We start from the raw sequence: 23630 nt of genomic DNA, 5'->3' as shown, positions 1-23630 counted from the left end.
CGGACGGCGTTTATCAGGCGTTGCCGGCAGGTTCGGGCAGGTTCGAGGTTCGGATGGGTTGAGGGTTGAGGGGGGCGATTGCTCCTATTGCGCCCAGGCGTCCCGGTAGGCTTCGACTCGCTGCTCAGCTTGCTCATCTCCACCCCGCCTCTCGCTTTTTCCTTTTCTATTCCAATTCGCGATTTTGTCTTGTTTTCCTCTCTGGAGTCGGATAATATTGCCTCTGACGAATTTTGTCGGAATTTATCTGTTGGCAAAACAACAAGAGGATGCTGGAGGAGGCTGCGGAATGGGAACGGGAATGGCGGTGCGGAGGGCGGTCGCGTTGTTGGCGGCGGCCGCGGTCTGGCTTGTGCTGCTGGCCGCGGCTGCTCCCGGCGTCGGCGCGGCTGGGGTCGATGCCGGCATCCGCGGCTGGAGCATCCAGTGGATATCCGCGGAACGGGCGGCGGAGCAAGCCCCTGCCGCCGAAGCGGAATGGCTGACGGTGCAGTCGTCCGACCCGTTGCCGGAGAAGCCGGAAGACTTCGTCGGCATGTGGATTCGTCTCGATCTGCCCAAGAGCGAAGGATGGCTGCGTCCCGCACTGCTCGTGGATCGCCTGTTCGCCATGAGCATATCCGTCTATGAGGAGGGCAAGCTGATCCATGAGCAGGATCGCTCTTATCGCTTCGAGCGCACGAAGCTGCTCGTTCCTCTTGACGACGGCTTCGAGCAGGGAGAGCTTCTGCTGAGGCTGGAGTCCGACCTGCGGATCGGAATCGCCGGCGACGTTCGGATCGGCGAATTCGACGGGCTGCACGAGCGGTTCGTCCGGCAGGAAGCGTTCGATGTCGTCCTGGGCACGGCCGCGGCTGCGCTTGGCCTGCTGATGCTGATCGGCACGGGACTGCTCGTTCGCAGCCAGAGGGGGCCGTGGATCGCGCTGTGCCTCGTCGTGCTGTCGACCGGGATGCTCGTTCTCAGTTACAATCCTCTTCCTTATCTTTTTCTCGAGAAGCTGGGGCCCGTCATTCTGTTTATGTTCGATATCTGGATGATCCTGCTGTTCCCGTCGCTTCATTATTATGTAAATTGGGTCTTCGAGGGACGTTACCGCTGGTTCGCCCGCTTCGGGCGCGTGATGGGAGGGTATTCGCTCGTCTGCCTCCTGTTCCTGCTCGCTTACCACGCGATCGGGGAGTCGTTCTTCCGGATCTACGAGGTGTTCACCGTGCCGGTGCTCGGGGCGTTTATTCTCGCCGATCTGGCGATGATTCTCGTGCTGACCGTGAGGAGCGCGATTCGCAGGAACGGGGATTCGATCCTTCTGTCGGCGGGCTTCCTCGCCCTGGCGCTGTCGGGAGGAGCGGACCTGACCACCTACTACCTGCAGGAGAAGAATTACGTCTTCTTCCTCTGGAAGGCGGGAGTTGTCGTTCTGCTCGTCGCGCTGACGATCATTCTGGCCCGGCGGATCTCGCACAACCATCGGGCGGTCGTCGCCTACTCGAAGCAGTTGGAGCTGTATAACGAACGGCTGCAACGCACGGAGAAAATGAAGGTGGTCAGCGACCTGGCCGCCTCCGTCGCCCACGAGGTGCGCAACCCGATGCAGGTGACCCGCGGCTTCCTCCAGTTCCTCGCCCGTCGAACGGGCCAGGATCACCAGGATCACTTCGACTTGGCCATTCAAGAGTTGGATCGGGCGTCCGGAATCATCAACGACTTCCTCAGTCTGGCCAAGCCGGAGCCGGACGAGACGGTGCCGCTCAGCCTGAACGAGGAGCTGCGGCGCGTCGAGGCGATGATGAGCCCGTTCGCGGCGCTTCACGGGGGAACGATCGAGGTGTACGCGCCGGGGCTCCTCCGCATCCGGGGGAATGCTTCGATGCTGACGCAGGCGCTGATCAACATCGTCAAGAACAGCATCGAGGCGACCCGCGACCGGGCCGGCCTCATCCGGATCGAAGCCTTCGCGGAGGGCGGCGAGGCGGTCGTCATGATCGCCGACAACGGCATCGGCATGAACGAGGCCCAACTGTCCCGGCTCGGCGAGCCGTTCTTCTCCACGAAGGCCGACGGCACGGGGCTCGGCCTTATGGCGACGTACCGGCTGATCGAAGCGATGCAGGGCTCGCTGGAATTCCGCAGCGTGAAGGATGAAGGGGCGGAGGCGCGAATTCGTCTCCCGCTGCTGGAGCGGGCGGATTCATCGTTCCCCGCCGCGTCTCCGGTCGCCGCCGAGGCTTGACAGCAGATCCGACAGCCGGTCTCCATGCAGAAGACGATCGACCTCATCCCGGACCCGGCCCTCGGCGGCCCGAAGCTCCTCCGCCATCGAGCGGTGGAATTCGAGCAGGCCGCGAGGGCATTCCGGCAGCGAAGCGAGCCGCCGGCCGTGCTCTTCCGCCAGCTCGGCCAGGCGGGCGAGCGCGCCGCGATGATAGATGGCGCGCCGGATCGACCGCTCGTCCGGCGCTTGTGAGCCATCGCTGCCGAGCAGTTCCCGCGCGAGCGTCAGGAAGGCGTTGCCGTCCGGCTCCGCCAGATCGTCCCGCCAGTCCGCGTAGTCGTCGCAGAGCTGCAGGGTCGCCAGGGCCAGGTCGACGGCCTCGTCCATGGCGGCGATCCGCTCCGGCTTGCCGGCGCGGACGAGCAGGGCGGCGGCGCACAGCTTGACCGGAGCCGCCTTCCCGGCGAGCCTTCGCACGTCGCGGGGATCGGCCCGGGAGGCGGCTTCCTCCGCCATGGCTTCCGCCCACATCTGCATGTAGGCGTCAAGCCGGTCCCAGATCGGCGACTCGGCCGGGAAGCACCCGAGATACCGCCGATAGAACAGCCCGTGCAGCCGCTGCCCGAGCGGGAGCAGCCGGCGCCGCTGCGCGGCGGTCCACCCCGCGTCGCCGTCGATCGCATCGTCGAGAATGAAGAAGTGCAGCATCGCATACACGTTCCCGATCGCCAGCTCCCGGCAGAAGCCGGTCGGCACGCCCAGCGCTTCTCCGACCCAATAGGGCAGAAGATAGCTGATCAGGTTCGCCCTTCCATCGTTAACAGCCGGATCGCTCTTCCTCAACAATCCGGCAGCCCATTCGCCCATCTCCCCCGGCAGAGCGCGCAGCTCCGTCTCCGCCGCGGCGAATGCGCTTGCGAGCTCCTCGGTGTATTCGCCAATTGGATCGTCCATTGTTTTCTCCATTGTTCCATCCTTCCGTCTACTCCGACTTGAAGTATTGCTTGGGCGTCTTCCCGTAGAATCTCTTGAACAGACGAATGAAGTAACTCGTCTCCAAGCCGAGCTGTCCGGCGGCCTGATCGACGGTAAGCCCCGGCTGCTCGCGGAACAACTGCACCGAACGGCGCATCCGAAGCTGCTGGATGTACTGGTTCGGGGACACCTCGTAATGCCGGATGAACAGCCGGTTGAAGTGCTGCGGCGAATAGCCGGCGGCTCTGGCGATGTTCGACACGACGAGGCGGTCCTGGTAGTGGTCGTGGATGAAGCTGACGGCCGCCTTGAGCGCATCGTGGGCGGATTCCTGCGGCGAGTCGCTCCTGCGCTTCGGGCTGCGGGAAGCCGTCTGCTCCTTCAGAATGGCGAGGAGCAAGCCGTAGAGCAGCCGGGACGACTCCCAATACGACGGCTCGCCGCCGCGGCTGACGACGTGCCAGATCGCCTCGAGCTGCCGCCACAAGCCGTCGAAGCCGGGGGAGGACAGCACCGTCAGCGCAAGCGGAGCGAACGGCTGCAGCATCGACTCGGCGGCGGTTCCGTCGAACGAGACGAACCCGAGGTCCCAGCCGTCCGCCGGATCGTCCGGGGCGTACTCGTGCGGGACCCCGGAGGGGAGCAGCAGAAGCGTGTTCGCCGTCATTCGCAGCTCCTTCCCGCCTTCCGTCCGGATCGTGCCGCTTCCGCCTCGACAGAAGAAAATCTGGTGGGCCGGGTAGCCGTCCGGCCGCTCGATTCTCTTCTGCTCGTGGCTGCCGACGATGTAGACGTACAGGGGAAGCCGCTGCTCCAGCGCGGCGAACTCGGCAAGCAGGAAGGGCATCATCCTCGTTGTTCCTCCATTCCCCTCATTTCCTCCATGTTCGAATTGGACGATTTTCTGAGTCGATTATGCTATGAGTATAAAGGGGAACTCCCGTAAGATCAAAGAGAAATGAGCGAATAAGAGGAGAGAAGATAATGACGAAGAGATTCCCGCCGATCAGCCCCAAGTTTCCCGTCATGCAGCACGGCGCCGACTACAACCCCGACCAATGGCAGCACGCCCCGGAGGTGCTCGCGGAGGATATTCGCCTGATGAAGCTGGCCGGGTGCAACGTGATGTCCGTCGGCATCTTCGCATGGGCGGCGCTGGAGCCGGAGGAAGGCGTCTTCACGTTCGACTGGCTGGACCGGCTGCTGGACACGTTCGTGGAGAGCGGTATCTTCGCATGGCTGGCGACGCCGAGCGGAGCCCGGCCGGCCTGGATGTCGGCGAAGTACCCGGAGGTGCTGCGCGTCGGGGCGAACCGCGTCCGCAACCTGCACGGGCTGCGCCACAACCATTGCTATTCGTCGCCGGTCTACCGGGAGAAGACGGCCATTCTGAACGGGAAGCTGGCCGAGCGGTACGCGAACCACCCGGCCGTCATCGGCTGGCATATCTCGAACGAGTACGGCGGCGATTGTCACTGCGATTACTGCCAGGCCGAGTTCCGCAAGTGGCTGCGCGAGCAGTACGGGACGCTGGAGGCGCTTAATGCCGCCTGGTGGACGTCGTTCTGGGCGCACGCGTACACGGATTGGGAGCAGATTGAATCCCCGGCTCCGCACGGCGAATCGATGGTGCACGCGCACAACCTCGCTTGGCGCCGCTTCGTGACGGATCGGACGGTCGACTTCTGCCGGCACGAGATCGAATCGGTGCGCGCGGCGAATCCCGAGCTTCCGGCAACGACGAACATGCATATGATCGAAGGAATCGACTATCGCCGCTTCGCGGAGCTGCTCGACGTCATCTCCTGGGACAGCTATCCGACGTGGCACGATGCGCAGGACGACAGCCAGCTCGCCGCCTATGTCGGCTTCTATCACGACCTGTTCCGCTCGCTGAAGCGCAAGCCGTTCCTGCTCATGGAGAGCACGCCGAGCCTCACGAACTGGCAGCCGGTGAGCAAGCTGAAGCGCCCCGGCATGCACCGGCTCTCTTCGCTGCAGGCGGTCGCCCACGGCTCCGATTCCGTCCAATACTTCCAATGGCGCAAAAGCCGGGGATCGAGCGAGAAGTTCCACGGAGCGGTCGTCGATCATGTCGGGCACGAGCATACCCGGGTGTTCGCGGACGTCGCCGAGCTGGGGAAGACGCTTGCCGGTCTCGGCGAGGTCGTCGGCACCGGCGTTCCCGCGGAGACGGCCATCCTGTTCGACTATGACAATAGCTGGGCCGTTCGGGATGCGCAGGGGCCGCGCAACATGGGCGTGGGCTATGAGAAGACAGTGTACGCGCATCATCGGGCGCTGTGGGCGCGCGGCATTGCGACCGACGTGATCGGCTCGGAGGACGACTTCTCCGGCTACAAGCTGATCGTCGCGCCGATGCTCTATCTGTGCCGCGAGGAGACGGGCAAGAAGCTGGAGAGGTTCGTGGAAGCGGGCGGCACGCTCGTGTCGACGTACTGGTCCGGCGTCGTCGACGAGAACGACCTGTGCCATCTCGGCGGCTTCCCGGGCCCGCTGCGCAAGACGCTCGGCATCTGGGCGGAGGAGATCGAGGGCTTGTACGATCACGATCGCAACGGCGTTCGGATGGCGGACGGAGCCGGCCTGGAAGGAACGTTCGAGGCGATTGAGCTGTGCGAGCTGATCCATGCCGAGAGCGCCGAGGTGCTTGGCGTGTACACGGACGACTTCTACGCGGGACGGCCCGCTCTGACTCGCAATCGGCTTGGGGAAGGACGGGCCTACTACATGGCTGCCCGCCTGCAGGACGACTTCCTGGGCGCGTTCTACGGGAAGGTCGCCGCGGAGGCGGGAGTTCGCGGGGCGCTGAATGCGGAGCTGCCGTCCGGGGTCAGCGCACAAGTGCGCTCCGACGGGGAGTCCGACTATGTATTCGTCATGAACTTCAGCGGGGAGCCGCGCGTGGTCGAGCTGGACGGGCAAGCGTATGACGATGTGGAGACAGCGGAGACGATCGCGGCGGAGCGGATCGAGCTTCCGGTTAACGGGGTCCGAATTCTGAAGCGCGGCTCCGAAGCGGGCTCGGCGCGCTGACTTGCAGCGGCGCTCGATAACTCGTGGGAACTCATATAGGAATTATATGGGAATGCGGCGCCGGATGTGGTACACTCGAAGGAAAATACCCCTCTGAGGTGATTCCAGGTTGATAGGTCGCAGCGGTAATCCGACATTAAACGACGATACGTTCGAGAACTCGCAAGGCTATCCTTCCGGCGCGCCGGTCATGACGATTGACGGCACGGTGAACAAAGCATTTATTACCTTGGTGCTGCTGCTTGCGGGCGCATTCGTCAGTTGGTCGAGGTTCTTCGACGGCTACGCGGTCGGCGGCTACGCCATCGCGGGCGCAATCGGGGGCTTCGTCCTGGCGCTGATCATCAGCTTCAAGCGGACGACCGCTCCTTATCTGGTCCCGATCTATGCGGTGCTGGAGGGCGTGTTCCTCGGCGCGCTGTCCGCGAGCTACGAGTATGTGTACAACGGCATCACCCTGCAAGCCGCGCTGCTCACCATGTGCGTGTTCGTGGCGCTGCTGCTGGCGTACAAGTCCCGGCTTATCCGAGCGACCGAGAACTTTAAGCTCGGCGTTTTCTCCGCTACGATGGGCATCATGCTTGTGTACTTGTTGAGCTTCGTGCTGGGCCTGTTCGGCATCGAGGTGCCTTACCTGCACGACAACAGCGTCATCGGCATCATCATCTCGCTCGTCATCGTCGTGGTCGCCGCCCTTAACCTCGTGCTCGACTTCGACTTCATCGAAGCCGGCGCGCAGGGCGGAGCTCCCAAGTACATGGAATGGTACGGCGCCTTCGGCCTCATGGTGACGCTCGTCTGGCTGTACGTCGAGATGCTGCGGCTTCTGGCGAAGCTGCGCAGCCGGGATTAAGCGCGTTCGCTCGCTTGGCGTCCGGCATGGGGGATTCGAGGCGACTCGAATCCCCCAGTTTTTTGTTTGTGATCCGCTTCATCTATACATCTATAGAGCGAGGACCGCACGAGATTGCCTCTTCATTGCTTGCGAAGACACGTTGCATTCTCTTGCTACTCGATCTTGCTCATTGAGTCGAAGAGACGACGCAGCTTGTGCAACAAATCCTGTTTGTCCTCCAGCGGCCAGTCAGACAAGGCCTCCCGCATAATTCGTTCGCGAGTATGGCCAATCTTCGCGCGAACCTCTTCCCCATATGGCGTTAGTTCAGAGATGCGAATGCGGGAATCGGCACTTGATGCATACGTATGAATCAGACCTGCGGCCTCCAGCTTATCGATCTGCCGACTGACGCTGGAATAATTCTTGCCCATCATCGCAGCCAAGTCGCCTACGCTGGTTGGTTGGAGATGGGCTATGCCGCCGAAGACGACGAACGCTGCCGGTTCCAGATTAACGCCGGCGTTCGCGATCATTTTCTTATCGCGATCCGGCCGGTTGACCAAGGAGATCAGATCGAGTAAGGCTTTAAAAATATCATTTTCCATCTGTGTGCGATATCCTCACAACGGGCCTTGGCATCAATGGAGCGTTCCAGGCCTCTTCAATATTTTCTAAATCATATGCCTTCGTGTCTATGTTTATCTTACCTGCTGCAGCCAATTCGAACGATTCTTGAATCGCGGACAACATATCGGCCTTGGATACACTCTTGTCTCCGCTGCCGACAAGTTCAATCGTGGATGAGCGAAGAATGGCGGAAGGCAACGCAATGTCTTCTTGGCCGGAAGAGGTGCCGATGCTTACGAATCGCGTCACCCGGTCCGTCGCCGTCTTGGCTAACGCCAGCAGGATCGCCGTTGCGCTGTCGCCCCACAAGTAATCCAATACAACATCGACACCTTCGGCAATGGCAGGCATCAGGGCGCTTGCAAACCGTTCGGCACCGTCGGCGGCGGTCATATCAAACGCGATTGCTTCATCGGCGTTAAGGGCTCGCAGCTTGGTGTCGTCGCGTCCGGTTACGATCACTTTATGAGCCCCCAGCGCTTTGGCAATCTGGACAGCCAAGCTGCCGGAGACGCCGGTTGCGCCGTTAATCAAGACGGTCTGGCCCGCCTTGAAGCGAGCGCGGAAGAGCAGCGCGGCCCACGATGAGCTGGCAGGATTGGCGATCGCGGCAGCCGTCGTCGCATCGATGCCATCGGGCAAGCGGACCGTGAGCTTGGCGCTGACGATTGTTTGCTCGGCCAGGCTGCCGAACGGCGGGGTAGGCAGCGCGAAGTACACGCGAGAGCCATCTTGCAGCGTCCCGACGCCATCAATGCCGGCCACCAAGGGAAAAGCAGCTTCCGAGGAGTAGTGCATCCCCATGGAACGATACTTGCTAACCCGACTCAGGGCAGCCGCCGATACTTTAATGAGTACTTGCCCCTCCGTTGCAGCAGGTGCTGCAAAGTGACCGACAACGGGAGGGGTTCCCTTTTCTTTTACGATCGCTGCCTTCATGGATAGCAACCTTCTTCCGGCTTATTATGTGCAACTTGCACGTAATTTACTATAGCACGCGCCGGAGTTAAGTGCAATATGCACATATTATGACGGGTTCGTTGGCGTCGGTCGAAGAGTCCATGCTTCACAAGCAGGAGACCAATTGTTGGAATAACGCTATAATGGTATACAACATTCATGAACGCAAACTTCTTTTGGCGGAAGAGTGGCGATATGAGGAAAATACTGGCTTTCATGGATTGGGGCATCTTTGCCCTTCGTTCCTATCATTATCTGTTGCTGTTGTCCCGGATTCTCGCTGACGGCGTGCCTTCAGGCCGCGCATGGCTATACGTTATTTGGCTGATGGCCGCGTTAGTCGTCCCCCTGATGTTCTGGTTCCCCGGGCGGCGGATGAACAAAACCTGGTTCAGCCTGCTGGAGTTGTTGCTCGGCGGCTCTTATTATGTGAATACCGTCTTCCATCCCGATCTGCTCTCCAAGGCTGACTACTTGTTGCCGAGTCTGACAATGGGGTATCTATGGACTAGACATACGCTCTGGATCATTCCCGCCGTTGCTTTGATTCCGTTTGCCTACCAGTCTCATCTAAGCTTGTCTTGGGAACAGACCCTCGGAATCGGCACAGACAACCTGCTATTCTGCTTTATCGGGATATGGGCAAGCTCCGTAGCCAACGCGTATTATCAGAAGAATGAACTGGTGGCCGAAGTCGAGCAGCAGAACAAGCTGTTAACCCATTACGCCGCCGAGATTGAGAAGATGACCTTGCTTGAAGAACGCAACCGCATGTCCAAGGAGCTTCACGATACGCTGGGGCACTCCTTTATCTCGCTCCTTATGAGCCTCGATGCCTCCATTGCGCTTCTGGATCATAAACCTGCCGAGGTCAAAGACCGGTTGATCCGGTTAAGGGCATTGGCGGAGAGCAACCTGGACGAGATGAGAAGCATTGTCCACGAGATGGGCGACGAAGAGGACTCGAATCTTATGCGGCAGATCGAGGCTCTTGTGCTGCGTTTCCGGGAGAATACAAGAACAGTCGTGACCTTGAGCCACTCGGGGACAGAGCCGATGATACGGTTTGAAGCCCGGCAAACGGTTCTTCGGGTCATTCAGGAGTCTATGACGAACGCGCTCAAGCATGGCAAGGCCTCTCAACTGCAACTGGAGCTTCGCTTCTCCGAGTCCGCTCTGCGCTTGCTCATCCGCAATAATGGCAAGCCGATCGACAAGCTGGAATATGGCTTCGGCTTGACCGCCATGCACCAGCGGGTCGAGCGGCTAGGAGGCAGCCTGGTTGTGTCATCAGACGCGGGAACTCCCGCAACCACCGAAGTCCGGTGCGAGATTCCTCTGAATGGAGTGAGGATACATGGCCCCAATTAAAGTGCTGCTTGCCGACGATCAGGAACTGATTCTGGAAAGCCTTCGGATCGTCCTATCCCTGGAAGAAGACTTGGCTATTGTCGGGTTAGCCACGAATGGCGAGGAAGCGATCGAAGGCTGTGAACAGTTCCGGCCGGATCTCGTGCTGATGGATATCAATATGCCGGTCATGGACGGCGTGGCCGCAACGGCGCTTATCAAACAACGGTTCCCCGCAACCAAAGTGATCATCCTTACTTCCTACCGGGAAGTGGAATATGTGCTGGCGGCATTAAGCCATGGAGCTGAGGGTTATCTGCTCAAGGCCATTCATCCCAAGGAACTGGCAGCGGGCATCAGGGTGGTTCATGCGGGCGGAACGTTAATCACCCAAGAGATGGCGAGCAAAATGATCAAGAGCATAAACCAAGCCTCCGCCCCGAAAAGCAATGAATATGGCCTCAGCCCGCGTGAAATGGAAGTGCTGCATAAGCTGGCTTCGGGCTTGCGCAATCAAGACATCGCGGAAGCGTTGTTTCTTAGCGAGGGAACGGTTAAGAATTACATATCAACGATCTATTCGAAGCTTAATGTGACGGGAAGGCGCGAGGCCGCGCGTAAGGCGCTGGACTCGGGATTCATGGATAGATGACCAAATACTGATTCAATAGTGACCAAAGCGCACTTATTCGATATGACCTTTTCAGCCTACACTTATCCATGTACTCATGCGATACAAAGGAGCTGAAGGAAGTCATGAAGATCAGGTCTATCCATCAAGAGAAGCGGGAGAATCGCGGAAGGTCAAGCATGTGGCGTTCATTGGGGGCCTCGCCGATTGTCTGGGTGATTGCGGGAGCCCTCGGCATTATTCTGGCGGATGCGATCATTCGGCCGCTCGCCGATCAAGCGACAGGCATAATCTCCCTGATTCTTGCGCTTGCAGAAGGCGTTATTGTCATCATTGTCTATAAGCTAACCATGAACCATCTGGCTCGCCGGTCAACCCCGGAGCTGTCCGGCCAACGCGCAGGAGTCGAAGCCGGGATGGGACTGCTGACCGGGGCGCTCTTCGTTCTCGTGTCCGCCTTCACTATTGTTGCTGCAGGAGGTTATTCCATCCAATGGGCGAATGCTGCGGAACCGGGTTCCGCTCTTGGAGCCTCCATTGCATCCGCTCTGGGCGCTGCCATCGTTGAGGAGCTCATCTTCCGAGGACTTCTGTTCCAAGCCATTCGGCAATGGGCCGGCAATGGGCTCGCACTCGCCGTGACCTCTCTATTCTTCGGAGTTGCCCATCTTGGCAATACAGGGGCAACGCTATGGAGTGGCTTCGCTATAACCATTGAAGCAGGTCTTCTGCTCGGGGCCGCATTCTTGTGGCGACGGAACTTGTGGTTTGTCATCGGACTGCATTGTGCATGGAATGCCATTGAGAGCTTGCTCGGAACCCCTGTATCGGGGCACGCCCCAGACGGTCTGTATACGGTGCAAGCGAGCGGGTCCGCCCTTCTGACGGGGGGAGACTTCGGCCTTGAGGGCTCTGTTGTTCCCGTTCTGATCAGCCTGGCGATGGCCATTCCCATGCTGATTAGAGCCCGTCGGCCAAGAGAGTAAGTGCTAACGGCTAGCGTTAGCTGCGTCAGACACCCTCACAGCCCCTTCTCGCTCAGAACCCGAATGGCCCGGTCCAGCTCCGCCAGCTCCTCATCGGGCACGCCCTCGAGCCGCGCGAGGAACTTCCGTTCCAGCGCCTGGAACGTCTCGTTCATCCGGGCTTGCCCCTGCGCGGAGAGCCGGACATACATCTTGCGCTTATCCGCCGGATCGGCGAACTTCTCGCACAGCCCCTTCTCGCCGAGCTTCCGCAGCTCGCGGCTCATGTTCGGCAGGGACATATGCTGGCAATCGCTCAGTTGGCCGATCGTAACGGGTTCGTTGCCGTGGACGGCCAAATATTCCAGAATGCCGTATTGGACCGGAGTGACATCGTCCAGTCGGATATCCTTCGTATACTCATGTCTTGCCTCCAACACCGACGCGGTTAGCGCTACGTAACGGCGGAACAGCTCGCTTCGATCCATGTCGTCACCTCTTATTGCCAAGATAACAAACCTGTTATCACAATACAATTATCATTTGACAACTAAATATTGCGGCGGGTATTATGTTATCAATTGATAACTAATGAGGTGGCCATATGAAAACACTTGTTATTTACGCGCATCCGAACCATGAGAGCTTGAGTTACGCTTTTCTGGAGCGGGTGTTGAAGGGGCTTCGCGATCGTCCGAGCGGCGAAGAGGTGCAGGTGCTCGACCTGTATGCGGAAGGCTTCGATCCCGTTCTCGTGTTCAACAAGGAGAAGAGGCGCCGCGACATGCACAGCGACCCGGAGCTGGCGCGGCATCGGGAGCAATTGCTCTGGGCGGACCGCATCGTGCTGGTCTATCCGATCTGGTGGGGAAGGCCGCCAGCGATTCTGCTCGGCTACATCGACCGGATGTTCGCCTCCGGCTTCGCTTATCGCGACAACGGCAAGCTGCTCCCGGAGGGGCTGCTGAAGGGCAAGTCGGTCGTCTGCGTCTCGACGATGAAGGGATTCGCGAGGTATCCGCTGCTGTGGCTGCACGACGCTCATCGCGTGCTGATGAAGAAGGCGCTCTTCCAATATGTCGGCATCCGCAAGGTGAAGTTCTTCGAATTCGGCAGCATGGAGAGTCCGCAGGGGAAGCACGAGGCGAAGCTGAGGAAGGTGTATCGGTACTTCCGTACGGTCGGTGTCTAAGCTGCTTGAGCGGGCAGGCTTATCCGTGGAAGGGGGAGTTTATGTTATAATCGGAGTCAGAAGATAGACGAACGAGGAGAAGGAGAAGCCCGCGACCAGCGCCGCTTCCCGGTAATGAACATGGATGATATAGAAATTCAGAAAATAACGAAAATATGCCCGAGCTGCGGCCTCGAGCAACCGTTGGCGGAGTTCCGTAGTCGGAGCGGCGGGCGAGGCGGCCGGAGAACGCGGCGGGGGACATGCCGGAGCTGCCGCATGCAGGCGAAGCGGGAGACGGCGGCTTCCTCGGCGGAAGAGCTTGCATCGCCGGCTTCCGCCGCTCCCGCGGCGGCGGAACCGACACAGATGCAGGCGGCGGCCGAGGCAGAGGCGGCAGCATCGGCGGCCCCTTCCCCGGCGGTTGCTCCGAAGAAGAAGCGCCGCCGCCGAAGAAGGGGCAAGAAGGGCGCTGCTTCCGCCCATGTTGCCCCGATCCCGCCTGCCGCCCACGGCCAGAATGCGGCGCTTGCCGCCGCGCGATCCGTCCAGGCCGCGCTTGTCCCGGAGGAGGCGCTGCCGCCGCCCCGGAAGCACCATCCTTCCGCGAAGACGGACGACACCGCGCGTGCGCTCGGAGTCAGGGACCTGCGGCCGACGCGGCAGGGCTTCATCCGCATGCGCGGCAAGACGGACAACGGCCGCAAGTGGTACCAGGAGGTCGATCTCGAGCTGGCGGAGACGCTTGTCCGGGAGCAGGCCGCCGTCGTCGTCAACCGGAGCACGATTCGCCGGATCTACAGCAACAAGGAATTCCGTCGGTTGATTCTGAACCGGGACAACTACACCTGCCACTTCTGCGGCGAATACGGCGACACCATCGACCACTTGCTTCCGCGCGCGAAGGGCGGCCACACGACGCCGCTTAACTGCGTGTGCGCCTGCAATGCCTGCAACCAATCGAAGGCGGACCGCGACCTGGATGAGTTCATCGTGCGGGGCCGCCCCCGGGAGACGGAAGCGGTCGAATAGAGTCGACCCGCTTCCCCCGGCGTGCGCCGCGGTTCCCGATCCGGCCTACGTTCCGGCGTCCGTCACTGCTTCCGCCTGGCAGTGCAGTTCCCCGTGCCGCAGCCTTGAGTTCTCGACCTGTATGGTCGAATGGCCGAGATGGAACCGCTCTTCAAGCAGCGTGACGGCTTGTTGGAGGATGTCCTGGTGGTCCCGGTCGTCCGCGATCAGCAGGTGGCAGCTAAGCGAGTTCAGCTCGGATGTGATCGTCCAGATATGAAGGTCGTGAACATCGAGCACGCCATCGATTCTCCCGAGCGCCGCACGAACCGCCCCGGCGTCGACCGATTCCGGCGTCCCCTCGAGGAGAATGTGGAACGTGCTGCGGAGCACGCCCCAGGCTCCTCTCAGAATCAGCAGGGCGACGATGATGCTGATGACCGGGTCCGCCCAATACCAGGAGAACAGCGACATCAGAATGCCGGCGGCGATGGCGCCGACCGAGCCGAGCGCGTCGCCGAGAACGTGAAGGTAGGCGCTCTTCACGTTGATGTTGTTCTTGACGTCTCCCTGCCGCATCAGGAACCAGGCGCTCAGCAGATTGGCGAGCAAGCCGACGACGGCGATCAGCGTCATCGTGCCGCTGGCGACTTCGGGCGGATCGGCGAACCGGCGGCACGCCTCCCATACGATGATGGCGGCGATGACGAACAGCGCAGCGCCGTTGGCAAGAGCGGCCATGATCTCGAAGCGGCGCAGCCCGAACGAGAGGCGCGGCGTCGAAGGCCGCCGCGAGAGGCTGAGCGCGATCAGGCTCAGGAAGAGGGCGGCCGTATCGCTCAGCATGTGGCCGGAATCGGAGAGCAGCGCCAAGCTGTCCGTGACCAGGCCGCCGACGAACTCCAGCAGCATGATGCCGCCGGTGATGATAAGGGCGATCAGCAGCCCCTTCTTATTGTTCGGCGCATGCGAATGGCCATGGTGGCCGTGACCATGAACATGCCCATGACCGTGATGATGCTGATGACCGTGCTGGCGATCATGAGAGTGGCTGTGGAGATGGTCGTGTTCATGCGCGTGTTCATGATTGTGCGAATCGTTGTGCTTGTGCGAATCGTCGTGCGCGTGTTCATGATCGTGTTCATGTTCATGATCGCAGCGATGCTCCGGATGGGGACGAGTCATGAGGCATTCTCCTCTCTAACATATGAACATATGCTCATATGTTTATTTTATCTCCGTCGGTCCGCCGAAGCAAGCGGGAATTCGGGCGCAACCCCTCTGCCAGTATCTCCAACCTCGCCGCCAAGCTCTCCTCTCGCCGCCCGCTCTCCTCCTTAACGGATTTCCGCATCGCACCGCCGTTTCGTGCCACCTCTGTTCCGGTGCCTTTTCCGATTTTATGCGGTTTTTCACATTCATCGACTTGGATTAGGAGGGAACCGTGGCGATTTATATGATTTTTAGCATATATACAGCAACTCGGCTCCGGATATCCTCTATTTATGCTATTTTTCACATATAACCTCCCCAATCGCCCGTCTCGCGCTGCACGAATGTGATTTTCCACATAAAATTGCGGCATCCGGCAGAAGAGGCAACGGCTCAAGCGGCTCCGGCGATTCAGCGGTTCCAGCGATTCCGGCGGCTCCGGCGATCCCATCAGTTCAGACAAAAAAATCCCCGAAATCCGCGTCAAAGGCGAATTCCGGGGCAAGGCCGGTGCCATTCTAGAACTTAGTGAACCAATTGAGCGGCGGGAGCCGACGGGGCTTCGCCGAGCGCGGGGGTCACCTCCTTCTTGTCGTACTTCCGGAAGTGAAGCGCGAGCACAACGATCAAGCAGACGACGGCATACAGCGCCAGCTTAAGCAGCAGATCTCCCGTGCCTCCGCCCCCGAAGAGGAAGTTGAAGTCCAGGTGAACGGGGTAGTACATCACGGTCCAATGGCTGAGGAAGCGGAAGAACGGGTACATCATCTCCGGAGCCATCGCCGCGCCGTTCGCAATCGTCATGCTGAGCATGATCGGAATGTTGACGATGGAGCCCGCCTGGCCGAACACGAGATACAGAATCGACATGAACGAGATCGACGCGAACGCCTCAAGGGAGTGCGACAGCCACGCCCCGAAGAAGGCGGAGGCGGTGTGCTCCTGCAGCAGGAAGTAGACGGCGAGTCCGGCCAGCGGGGCGACAATCGAGACAATGGCGTTCGCTCCCTGGAGGGCGAAGAACGACTGCCACTTGCCCATCTTGCGCTTCAGCGCATGGAAGCCGTTCAGCGAGATCATCGTGTACATCATAGCTCCGGTGTAGATGGACATCGCGAGGAACATCGGCGCCATCTGGTTGTGCATGCCGGCCGGAATCGGGTTCGTGAGCACCATATTGGCGCTGATCTTCGACGGAACGCTCGCCGCCAAGGCCGCGGCTTCCTCCTCGCCGACATTAAGCTGCTGCAGCGTGCCCTGAACGGTCTGGACGGCGAATTGCTGGTTCATGGCGCTCGTCACCTGCGTCACGACCGATTGCATCGTCTGGGCGGTGGTCGCCGGGTTCGACTGGTTGATGTAGAAGCCCAGATTGACCTGCTGGCTCGGATCGGCAATTCTGTCCGAGAAGTCCTCCGGAATCCGGATAATCATATGAATGCTGCGATTGTCCAGCTCCTCCTGCGCCTGCGCCAGAGTCGATTCGGTATCGAGCTTGAACGGAAGCTGCTGGCTGAGGCCATCGGCGATTCCCGCCCCGGCCTCCCCCTTGTCGTCGTTGATAAGCGCGACGGTCATGGCCGGAACGTTCTTCGGGATCGCCGTGTAGCCGGGCAGCATAACCAGGAGCATCATCAGTTGGAAAATCAGGAACATAACAAAGCCGGTAATAAACGCCTTGTTCCGGAGCAGCGTAAGCACATTTCTCATGGTGGAACACCTCGTTTTCTTAAGGGTAGTCGGTACGGAGAGTTATTCGGCTGCGAAGGAGAAGGCCGGCTCGGCCTCCTGCCGCTTGGCCTTCTTCCGGGAATAAATCAGCGTATTGATCAGGATGGCGCCGACGGCCATGAGAACGAGTCCGAGAATGTGCTCTCCGGTCTTGCCGCCGCCGAACATAAGGCTCATGTCCGACTGCGCGCTGTAGAACATGACGGAGATATAGCTGAGATAACGATAGAAGTCGGGCATGACCGCCTGCGGCATCAGCACGCCGCTCGTAATGGATTGCACCAGGATGAAGAACAGGGAGATCAGCATGCCCGCCTGGCCCAACAGGAAGAAGAAGATTCCCATGAACTCGATGGCGGCGAACATCTCGAGCGCGTGCAGTCCCCACATGCGGAAGAACGTCTCGACTCCGTAGCCTTGGAAGGCGAAGGCGATCAGCAGGCCGACCGCCGGCGCGAAGACCGAGACGATCGCGCTCACCCCGTGGAAGCCGAGGAATGCCTTCCACTTGCCCAAGGAAGGCGCCAGGCTCTTCGCGACGCCCGTTCCCATCATGGCGAAGATCATGGCGCCGACGACGGATACCATGGAGAGGAACATCGGGGCGACCTGATTCTGCATGCCGGACGGGATCGGATTCGTCAGGTCGATCTCCGCGGCGAGCTTCGTCGCGATGCCCTCCGCAAGCGCCTTGGCTTGTTCCTCCGGCATATTATGCTCGGCGAAGAGGCGCTCGGCGTTCTGCGTTGCGAATTGCTGGTTCAGCGCCGTCGTCAACTGCGTCGCGACCTGCTGCATCGAGGAAGCGACCATCGCCGGGTTCGACTGGTTGATGTAGAAGTCGAGCGGGGCTTGCTCGCCCTGCGCCGCCAGCTTCTCGGAGAACTCGGCCGGAATATGAATGATCATGTGCAGATCCCGATTGTCGAGCTCCTCCTGGGCGCGGCCGAGGTCGATGTCCGTCACGAGCCGGAACGGAAGCTGGGCGGCCAGGCTCTCGGCGATGTCCTTGCCGTATTGCTCGTCTTCGTTCACGATGGCGACGCTCAGCTTGCCGATGTTGTCCGTCATCGCGCCATAGCCGCCCATATAAATCACGATAAAGACGATCTGGTAGAAGACCGCCATGAAGATGCCGCCGATCACCATTTTCTGCTTCAAGAACGTTCGCAGGATTCCCATCGTCGCGATCTCCTCTCTGTGGGATATACCCAATATAGAATACTCAAATCAAAGTAATATAAATTGAACAATAACTCGGTAAGCTCTTACATGTCAACCGCCCGAAGCCGAAGCGAACACCGGGAACATGGAAAAAGACGCCCATTCGGGCGTCTCGGCGAATTGCGTTCATGAAATTGTCATCGCTTGTTCGGCTTCGGCACGGGTCCGGGTGATGTTCGTCACATCGCCTTGACCTTGTCCAGCACCTTGAGCAGCCAATCCAGATCGCCGCGGATGCGATGTATCGTGTGCTCCTGAAGAATCTTCGCGTTCTGCACGATCGGGTGCTCGGCATGATCCGGGGGCACGACTTCGGCCAATATCTGCTCGTATCTGCGCATCTTGCGGGTCAACTCGTCGATGCCGTCCTCCATCAGCCCGATGACCCGTTCCTTGCTGGCGTGATGAAGGAACAGAACGGAGGGATACAGGTCGGTGACGTCCTTGAAGCTGCGGAAGTTCTTGTAGATCATCTCGACGAGCGCTTCGCGGCCGGCTTCGGTGATGCCGTACATCGTCCGCTCCGGGCGGTTCTCCTCCCGGGACACCATCACCCGTTCGACATAGCCCAGCTTGGCGAGCGCCTCGAAGTGATAATACAGCTTGCCGTCCGTAATCCGGGCTTCGGGCGCAAGGCTCTCTCGCTTGAATATCTTCTTGATATCGTAAGGATGGCGATGTCCCTCGCACAAGATTCCGAGGATAAAAATTTGCAGCGACATGCGGTGGCGGCCTCCCGTCGAGTTCTCCATTCCATATCCGCAATCCGCTGAATGGCAGGAAGGCGGCAGGGGTCATACTCTGACTATACATCAAAATGAAATCGGTTGACATCCTCCCTGACAATTCGTCACAATGAGGGAAGAAGCGTAGGAGGGACGGCGGATGAAGGCGCGGGATGTGATGATCACGCAAGTATACAAGGTGAAGGAGACCGACACGGTCCGCAGGGTGCTCGAGAAGTTCGTCGATCACGGGATCAGCGGCGTACCGGTTGTGAACGAGGCCAACGAGATCGTAGGTTATGTGAGCGACGGGGATATTATGCGCTTCATCGGTCGGCCGGAGCTGGGCATGTTCGATTCGCTCCCCTATGCCTTCATGGTGCGGCTCGACGAGAACGAGGAGCCGTTCGAGGAGAGGTCCAAGCGGCTGCTTGGGATGAACGTCATGGAGATCGCGAAGAAAAAGGTCGTCACGGTGGATTGGAACGAGGATATCCAGGACGTCGCCGCTCTTCTCGGGAAGAAGCGGATCAAGAAGCTCCCGGTCGTACGGGGCGGGGTGCTGGTCGGCATCATCAGCCGGGGCAACGTCATTCGCCATGCGTTCACGAATTTGTTGTGATCGCCTTGCCATGCCGCAAGTCAAAGGCCGCGCCCGCTCGCAAGGAGTCAGGCACGGCCTTCGGGTTCCCCGTCTTAATCCGTCTTAGTACGAGTGTTCCTTCTTGCGAACAAGAATGATCGCGCCGCCGGCGATGACGAGCAGGGCGGCGATGATCGGGCGGGACATCGACAGGCTATTGAACAGGTAGCCGACCGAGAACACGGCGAAGAACAGCACGGACAGGCCGCTTAAGATCGCGATCGGAATCATCAGCCAGCGGTTGCGGCTGCCGAACCAGTACAGCTCGAACAGGCCGAAGGCGACGGCGAGCAGGAAGCCCGGCCAGGTGATGGCCCAGGCGCCGGTCAGCGCCGATAGCTGGCAGACGACTCCCGCGACGAACAGAATGCCGCCCGGCACGAGCATGCCGACTCCGCGGCGGTTCAGCATGAAGAAGTACATCCAGTGGAAGAACACGCCCATCGGGATGACGAACATCGTCGGCCAGCCGTAAGCGAATACGGTTCCCGTATTGAAGGAGCGGTCCCCCTGGGAGAATAACAGGATACCCAACACGATCAGCAGCGCGCCAACAATCCAACCTCGATTGATGCTCATTTGCGACTCTCTCCTTTTTTCCACAGATAATAACGATCTCTCGTGTCCATTCAAGCTTCCATATGCTCTAACTGTAACACGGATTCCGCACGTCCGCCCCCAACCGGGGAGGGGAACCGGGATCGGGCGGCGGCCCGATTGACAAAGTCTCGCACTTGTGTATTTGCCCTAACTCTGGGACAATGATAGGCAGAATGCGGAATGGTTGAAGCGAGGTATCCTAATGAATAAAGCATCCATCTACGGATTGACCCAGGAGCAGTTGGCCGATTGGCTGGCTGAACGGGGGCATAGAAGATCGCGGGCGACCCCGGTGTGGGAGCAGCTCTATCGGAAGCGGGTCGGCAGCTTCGCGGAGATGACGGACGTGAACGCGGAATGCCGCTCGTTGCTGGAAGAGAACTTCGCCTTCGAGACGATGACGGAGCATCTGAAGCAGGTGTCGGCGGACGGCACGCGCAAGTTCCTCTTCCGGCTGGCGGACGGCAACCTGATCGAGACGGTGCTCATGAAGCACAAGTTCGGCCTGTCCGTCTGCGTCACCACGCAGGTCGGCTGCAACATCGGCTGCAGCTTCTGCGCGAGCGGGCTGCTCAAGAAGAGCCGGGACCTGACGGCCGGCGAGATCGTCGAGCAGATCATGCGGGTTCAGCTCGATCTCGACGCGCTCGGCCAAGGCGAGAAGGTCAGCCACATCGTGGTGATGGGCATCGGCGAGCCGTTCGACAACTTCGCGCACGTGCTGAACTTCATCCGCGTGGTCATCGACCATAAGGGGCTGGCGATCGGCTCGCGCCACATCACGGTGTCGACGAGCGGTCTGGCGGACAAGATTCGCGAATTCGCGGATACGGGCCTTCAGGTGAACCTGGCGATCTCCCTCCATGCGCCGAACGACGAGCTGCGGACGCGGATCATGAAGATCAACCGGGCGATCCCGATCGCGAAGCTGATGGCCGCCATCGACTACTTCCTCGAGAAGACGAACCGGCGGACAACGATCGAGTACATCCTGCTGAGGGACGTGAACGACCGCGTCGAACACGCGAACGAACTGGCCGATCTGCTGGGCGAGTCGCGCCGCTCCCTGCTCAACGTGAACCTGATCCCGTACAACCCGGTCGACGAGCACAGCCAGTACCAGCGGACCGATGCGGAGGACGTCAGAGCCTTCTACGACACGTTGAAAAAGAGAGGAGTCAGCGTCAGCGTTCGTCTCGAGCACGGAGCGGACATCGACGCCGCTTGCGGGCAGCTGCGCAGCAAGCAGATCAGGAAGGATAGCCGACCGGCCGAAGCCGCCCTATCGTAGGGCGGTTTTTCTTCGTTCGAGGCTCTTGAAGAGGAGACGGATGAGCGGCGGAATGGCGAAGTAGATAAACCAGGTGCGGAAGATCTGATAGCCGGTCACGATGGCGATGTCCGCGCGAACCTCGTGCGCGATGATGCCCATCTGGTCCATGCCGCCCGGCGACATGCTCAGGAAGGCGGTCATCGGGGAGACCGGATGCAGCGCGGTCAGCATGGCGCTCAGCCCGAACGCGCAGGCGAGCAGCAACGCTCCGCTCAGCAGCGCCAGCGAGACGAGCCGCAGCTTGTTCTCCAGCTTCTCCGGGCGGAGCAGCAGGCCGACGTAGGTGCCGATCAGAAGCTGGGCGGCGTTCAGCGCCGCGGTCGGCAGCGCGGGGCCGTCGAGCCCGATGCCTTGGACGATCGCGGTGACGACCATCGGCCCGATCAGAGCGGCCGACGGGAAGCGGACCCGCTGGCCCAGCCAGGCCGCCGCCGTGCAGAGAACCGCGAACAGCGGGAAGTTCGGGAGCAGGCCGCTCCAGGCGGGGGACGTCTCCGTCACGATAAGGCTTGCGTCGTGCGCGCCGCCGAACACGGGGCTGAAGACGAGCAGCGGGACGCAGAAGATGATCATCATCAGCCGCGATACCTGCAGGAAGGTGACGACCGTGATGTCAATCCCCTTGGTCTCTTCCGCCAGGATAAGCATCTGGTTCATTCCGCCGGGGATGCTGCCCATAAGCACGGTCGGGAAAGGAATTCCGGTCAGCCGCGAGACGGCCCAGCCGATCGCCGTGCTGGCGATCAGCAGCAGCGTCGTCAGGAGCAGCATGGTCGGCAACTGATGGCCCATCTGGCGCAGCGTATCCGCCGAGAACGACAGCCCGATCGAGTAGCCGATCAGCACCATCGCGACGTTGCGCAGCGGGCGGGGCCAGCGCGGCTGGAAGAGGCGGGGCATCCGGGTGCCGAGGAAGGCGGCGATCATCGGGCCGAGCAGCCAGGGAAGCGGAATGCCGACAACGTCGAAGAGCCAGCCGCCCGCCAGGCTTAGCAGGACCGTGAGAACGAGATTCTTCACGACGGCTTCCGCTTCGCGGCGGGCCCCAGTTCAAGCTCGTCCCGTTCCGCCCGGGTCAGCTTCGCCTGCACGAGAAGGTAGGAGACCTCGAGCATCTCCGCGATCACGGCATCCGGAACGCTTCCGTCGAGAAGCACGGTGTTCCAGTGCTTCTTATTCATATGGTAGCCCGGCAGCACGGAGCCGGGGTAGCTCTCGCGCTGCAGCCAGGCTTCGTCCGGCGACGTCTTCAGGTTGACGCTCGGCGAGCCGGAGCTGGCGCCGATCAGAGCGAACATCTTGCTGCCGACGAACAGGACCGGCATGTTCGGGTCGAACGGATGCTTTACGCTCGTTCCGGGATAGGCCAAGCCGAGCTCGATCAACCGTTGCGGACTTAATCTTGTGTGCGATTCGCTCATGACGGCGATTCCTCCTCGGAGAACAATTCGATGAAGCGCTGGGCGCTCTTGGACAGGTAACGGTCCTTCAGCCAGACGATGCCGACTTCGGACTGGAAGTCGGCGTCCGCGATGCCGCGGACCACAATGTCGCCGAGCGGGAAGGAGTCGATCACCGAGCGGGGTAGCAGGGTGACGCCGATTCCGGCGGCGACGAAGGCGATGATGATCGCCACGCTGGAGCATTCGCACAGGATGGAGGGATTCAGCCCGCTCACCCGGAATTGGCGGATGACCTTCTCGTGCATTCCCTTCGTCTGATCCGTCTTCAGCGTAAGGAACGGATAGTCCGCGAGGTCCGACATCCGCAGAACGTCCGGAGGCGGAGCGGGGAACCAACTGCGCGGCAGGATGGCGACGAACGGGTCGGAGGGCAGCCGCTTGATCGAGTAGCGCTCCTCGTCCAGCCCCGCCTCGAACGGAAGGCGCGAGACGATCAGCTCGATCTGCCTCGCGTCGAGATAATGCCCGAGCAGGAAGTGGTCTCCTTCCTGGATTTTGTATGTGACGCGCGGGTAGCGCCGCCCGAATTCGCGAATTCTATGGGGGAGCAGAGAGATGCAGGAGACGACGGCCCCGATGGCGAGCGTGCCGACGAGCCCTTCTTCGAGCTGTCTGATCTCCGACAGCGTCTCGTCGAACCGGCCGAGCAGCTCCTCGGCTCGCTTCTTAAGAAGTTGTCCGGCCGACGTCAGCGTGAAGCTGCGGCCGCTGCGGTCGAAGAGGAGGACACCCAGCTCCTCCTCCATCAGCTTAAGCTGGCGGCTCAGCGGGGGCTGCTCCATGTTGAGCGCCTTCGCCGCCCGGGTCACTTGCCCGAGCTCGGCCACCGCGAGGAAATAACGAAGCTGACGCAGGTCCACCTCTTCGCCTCCCAACGCATACCGCAAAAGTATCAATAA

The 23630-nt window shown here is 60.5% G+C and carries 24 protein-coding genes; 10 read left to right on the top strand and 14 right to left on the bottom strand.

The window, feature by feature from the left end; genetic code table 11:
* Nucleotides 1-289 precede the first annotated feature (289 nt).
* Nucleotides 290-2233 (top strand): sensor histidine kinase, encoded by a 1944-nt coding sequence (locus E6C55_RS02725; protein ID WP_136368227.1) that lies wholly within the window; start codon nucleotides 290-292, stop codon nucleotides 2231-2233.
* On the opposite strand, the gene E6C55_RS02720 is transcribed toward E6C55_RS02725, so the two are convergent.
* Nucleotides 2192-3181, bottom strand: coding sequence for a hypothetical protein (locus tag E6C55_RS02720; protein WP_136368226.1), 990 nt, complete (start codon nucleotides 3179-3181; stop codon nucleotides 2192-2194). The two genes, E6C55_RS02725 and E6C55_RS02720, sit on opposite strands and share 42 nt — an antisense overlap.
* A gap of 16 nt (nucleotides 3182-3197) precedes the next feature.
* Nucleotides 3198-4040 carry an AraC family transcriptional regulator gene (locus tag E6C55_RS02715; RefSeq protein ID WP_136368225.1) on the bottom strand — a complete coding sequence of 281 codons (843 nt, stop codon included), beginning with the start codon at nucleotides 4038-4040 and terminating at the stop codon, nucleotides 3198-3200.
* Between the two features lie 134 nt (nucleotides 4041-4174).
* Here E6C55_RS02715 and E6C55_RS02710 point away from each other — a divergent pair, with 134 nt between their 5' ends.
* Together E6C55_RS02710 and E6C55_RS02705 are read left to right on the top strand one after the other, a co-directional pair.
* Nucleotides 4175-6247: a beta-galactosidase gene (locus tag E6C55_RS02710; protein WP_136368224.1), complete on the top strand. Its 2073-nt coding sequence runs from the start codon at nucleotides 4175-4177 to the stop codon at nucleotides 6245-6247.
* 109 nt (nucleotides 6248-6356) lie between these two features.
* Entirely contained in the window at nucleotides 6357-7100 is a 744-nt protein-coding gene (locus tag E6C55_RS02705; RefSeq protein WP_136368223.1) for a Bax inhibitor-1/YccA family protein, read from the top strand.
* 155 nt (nucleotides 7101-7255) lie between these two features.
* Here E6C55_RS02705 and E6C55_RS02700 read toward each other — a convergent pair whose 3' ends face one another.
* Together E6C55_RS02700 and E6C55_RS02695 are read right to left on the bottom strand one after the other, a co-directional pair.
* The gene (locus tag E6C55_RS02700; RefSeq protein WP_136368222.1) at nucleotides 7256-7690 is read right to left on the bottom strand and encodes a MarR family winged helix-turn-helix transcriptional regulator; all 435 of its coding nucleotides are present in this window, start codon (nucleotides 7688-7690) and stop codon (nucleotides 7256-7258) included.
* A complete protein-coding gene (locus tag E6C55_RS02695) occupies nucleotides 7680-8651 on the bottom strand; it encodes a quinone oxidoreductase family protein (RefSeq protein ID WP_136368221.1) in 972 nt (323 codons plus the stop codon). Before E6C55_RS02695 ends, E6C55_RS02700 begins: the two co-directional genes overlap by 11 nt.
* A 237-nt stretch (nucleotides 8652-8888) precedes the next feature.
* On the opposite strand from E6C55_RS02695, the gene E6C55_RS02690 reads away from it, so the two are divergent.
* From E6C55_RS02690 to E6C55_RS02680, 3 genes are all read left to right on the top strand, one after another.
* Nucleotides 8889-10043 (top strand): sensor histidine kinase, encoded by a 1155-nt coding sequence (locus E6C55_RS02690; protein ID WP_136368289.1) that lies wholly within the window; start codon nucleotides 8889-8891, stop codon nucleotides 10041-10043.
* Entirely contained in the window at nucleotides 10030-10674 is a 645-nt protein-coding gene (locus E6C55_RS02685) for a response regulator transcription factor (RefSeq protein WP_136368220.1), read from the top strand. Before E6C55_RS02690 ends, E6C55_RS02685 begins: the two co-directional genes overlap by 14 nt.
* Nucleotides 10675-10778: 104 nt before the next feature.
* Nucleotides 10779-11639: a CPBP family intramembrane glutamic endopeptidase gene (locus E6C55_RS02680; RefSeq protein WP_230986495.1), complete on the top strand. Its 861-nt coding sequence runs from the start codon at nucleotides 10779-10781 to the stop codon at nucleotides 11637-11639.
* Nucleotides 11640-11674: 35 nt separating this feature from the next.
* On the opposite strand, the gene E6C55_RS02675 is transcribed toward E6C55_RS02680, so the two are convergent.
* Entirely contained in the window at nucleotides 11675-12106 is a 432-nt protein-coding gene (locus E6C55_RS02675; protein WP_136368219.1) for a MarR family winged helix-turn-helix transcriptional regulator, read from the bottom strand.
* Nucleotides 12107-12222: 116 nt separating this feature from the next.
* Here E6C55_RS02675 and E6C55_RS02670 point away from each other — a divergent pair, with 116 nt between their 5' ends.
* The gene (locus E6C55_RS02670; RefSeq protein WP_136368218.1) at nucleotides 12223-12810 is read left to right on the top strand and encodes an NAD(P)H-dependent oxidoreductase; all 588 of its coding nucleotides are present in this window, start codon (nucleotides 12223-12225) and stop codon (nucleotides 12808-12810) included.
* Nucleotides 12811-13068: 258 nt separating this feature from the next.
* The gene (locus tag E6C55_RS34500) at nucleotides 13069-13821 is read left to right on the top strand and encodes an HNH endonuclease (protein ID WP_230986494.1); all 753 of its coding nucleotides are present in this window, start codon (nucleotides 13069-13071) and stop codon (nucleotides 13819-13821) included.
* A gap of 45 nt (nucleotides 13822-13866) precedes the next feature.
* On the opposite strand, the gene E6C55_RS02660 is transcribed toward E6C55_RS34500, so the two are convergent.
* From E6C55_RS02660 to E6C55_RS02645, 5 genes are all read right to left on the bottom strand, one after another.
* Nucleotides 13867-14712, bottom strand: a complete 846-nt coding sequence (locus E6C55_RS02660; protein WP_230986503.1) for a cation diffusion facilitator family transporter — start codon at nucleotides 14710-14712, stop codon at nucleotides 13867-13869.
* Nucleotides 14713-14738: 26 nt separating this feature from the next.
* A complete protein-coding gene (locus E6C55_RS34495; protein WP_230986505.1) occupies nucleotides 14739-14951 on the bottom strand; it encodes a hypothetical protein in 213 nt (70 codons plus the stop codon).
* Between the two features lie 586 nt (nucleotides 14952-15537).
* Nucleotides 15538-16722, bottom strand: a complete 1185-nt coding sequence (locus E6C55_RS02655) for a YhgE/Pip domain-containing protein (protein ID WP_136368216.1) — start codon at nucleotides 16720-16722, stop codon at nucleotides 15538-15540.
* Between the two features lie 42 nt (nucleotides 16723-16764).
* Entirely contained in the window at nucleotides 16765-17925 is a 1161-nt protein-coding gene (locus E6C55_RS02650) for a YhgE/Pip domain-containing protein (protein WP_136368215.1), read from the bottom strand.
* A 221-nt stretch (nucleotides 17926-18146) separates the two neighbouring features.
* Nucleotides 18147-18689, bottom strand: coding sequence for a PadR family transcriptional regulator (locus tag E6C55_RS02645; protein WP_168735415.1), 543 nt, complete (start codon nucleotides 18687-18689; stop codon nucleotides 18147-18149).
* 163 nt (nucleotides 18690-18852) lie between these two features.
* Between E6C55_RS02645 and E6C55_RS02640 the strand changes: the two genes are divergently transcribed.
* The gene (locus tag E6C55_RS02640) at nucleotides 18853-19314 is read left to right on the top strand and encodes a CBS domain-containing protein (protein WP_136368213.1); all 462 of its coding nucleotides are present in this window, start codon (nucleotides 18853-18855) and stop codon (nucleotides 19312-19314) included.
* 84 nt (nucleotides 19315-19398) lie between these two features.
* Here E6C55_RS02640 and E6C55_RS02635 read toward each other — a convergent pair whose 3' ends face one another.
* Nucleotides 19399-19914: a hypothetical protein gene (locus tag E6C55_RS02635; protein ID WP_230986493.1), complete on the bottom strand. Its 516-nt coding sequence runs from the start codon at nucleotides 19912-19914 to the stop codon at nucleotides 19399-19401.
* A gap of 223 nt (nucleotides 19915-20137) precedes the next feature.
* On the opposite strand from E6C55_RS02635, the gene rlmN reads away from it, so the two are divergent.
* Nucleotides 20138-21226 carry a 23S rRNA (adenine(2503)-C(2))-methyltransferase RlmN gene (gene rlmN, locus E6C55_RS02630; RefSeq protein ID WP_136368212.1) on the top strand — a complete coding sequence of 363 codons (1089 nt, stop codon included), beginning with the start codon at nucleotides 20138-20140 and terminating at the stop codon, nucleotides 21224-21226.
* Here the strand turns inward: rlmN and E6C55_RS02625 are convergent.
* Genes E6C55_RS02625 through E6C55_RS02615 form a run of 3 tightly spaced genes read right to left on the bottom strand, consistent with a single transcriptional unit; the run spans nucleotide 21218 to nucleotide 23591 of the window.
* Nucleotides 21218-22288: an AbrB family transcriptional regulator gene (locus E6C55_RS02625; RefSeq protein ID WP_136368211.1), complete on the bottom strand. Its 1071-nt coding sequence runs from the start codon at nucleotides 22286-22288 to the stop codon at nucleotides 21218-21220. The genes rlmN and E6C55_RS02625 overlap by 9 nt on opposite strands.
* Nucleotides 22285-22689: an MmcQ/YjbR family DNA-binding protein gene (locus E6C55_RS02620; protein WP_136368210.1), complete on the bottom strand. Its 405-nt coding sequence runs from the start codon at nucleotides 22687-22689 to the stop codon at nucleotides 22285-22287. Before E6C55_RS02620 ends, E6C55_RS02625 begins: the two co-directional genes overlap by 4 nt.
* Nucleotides 22686-23591, bottom strand: a complete 906-nt coding sequence (locus E6C55_RS02615; protein ID WP_136368209.1) for a LysR family transcriptional regulator — start codon at nucleotides 23589-23591, stop codon at nucleotides 22686-22688. The genes E6C55_RS02620 and E6C55_RS02615 overlap by 4 nt, the downstream gene beginning before the upstream one ends.
* Between the last annotated feature and the right edge of the window lie 39 nt (nucleotides 23592-23630).

The sequence above is a fragment of the Cohnella fermenti genome (genome assembly GCF_004801405.1).
Lineage (GTDB): Bacteria > Bacillota > Bacilli > Paenibacillales > Paenibacillaceae > Cohnella > Cohnella fermenti.
The sequence above is the reverse complement of the archived record's forward strand: the minus strand, read 5'-3'. Positions and strand labels throughout refer to the sequence as shown.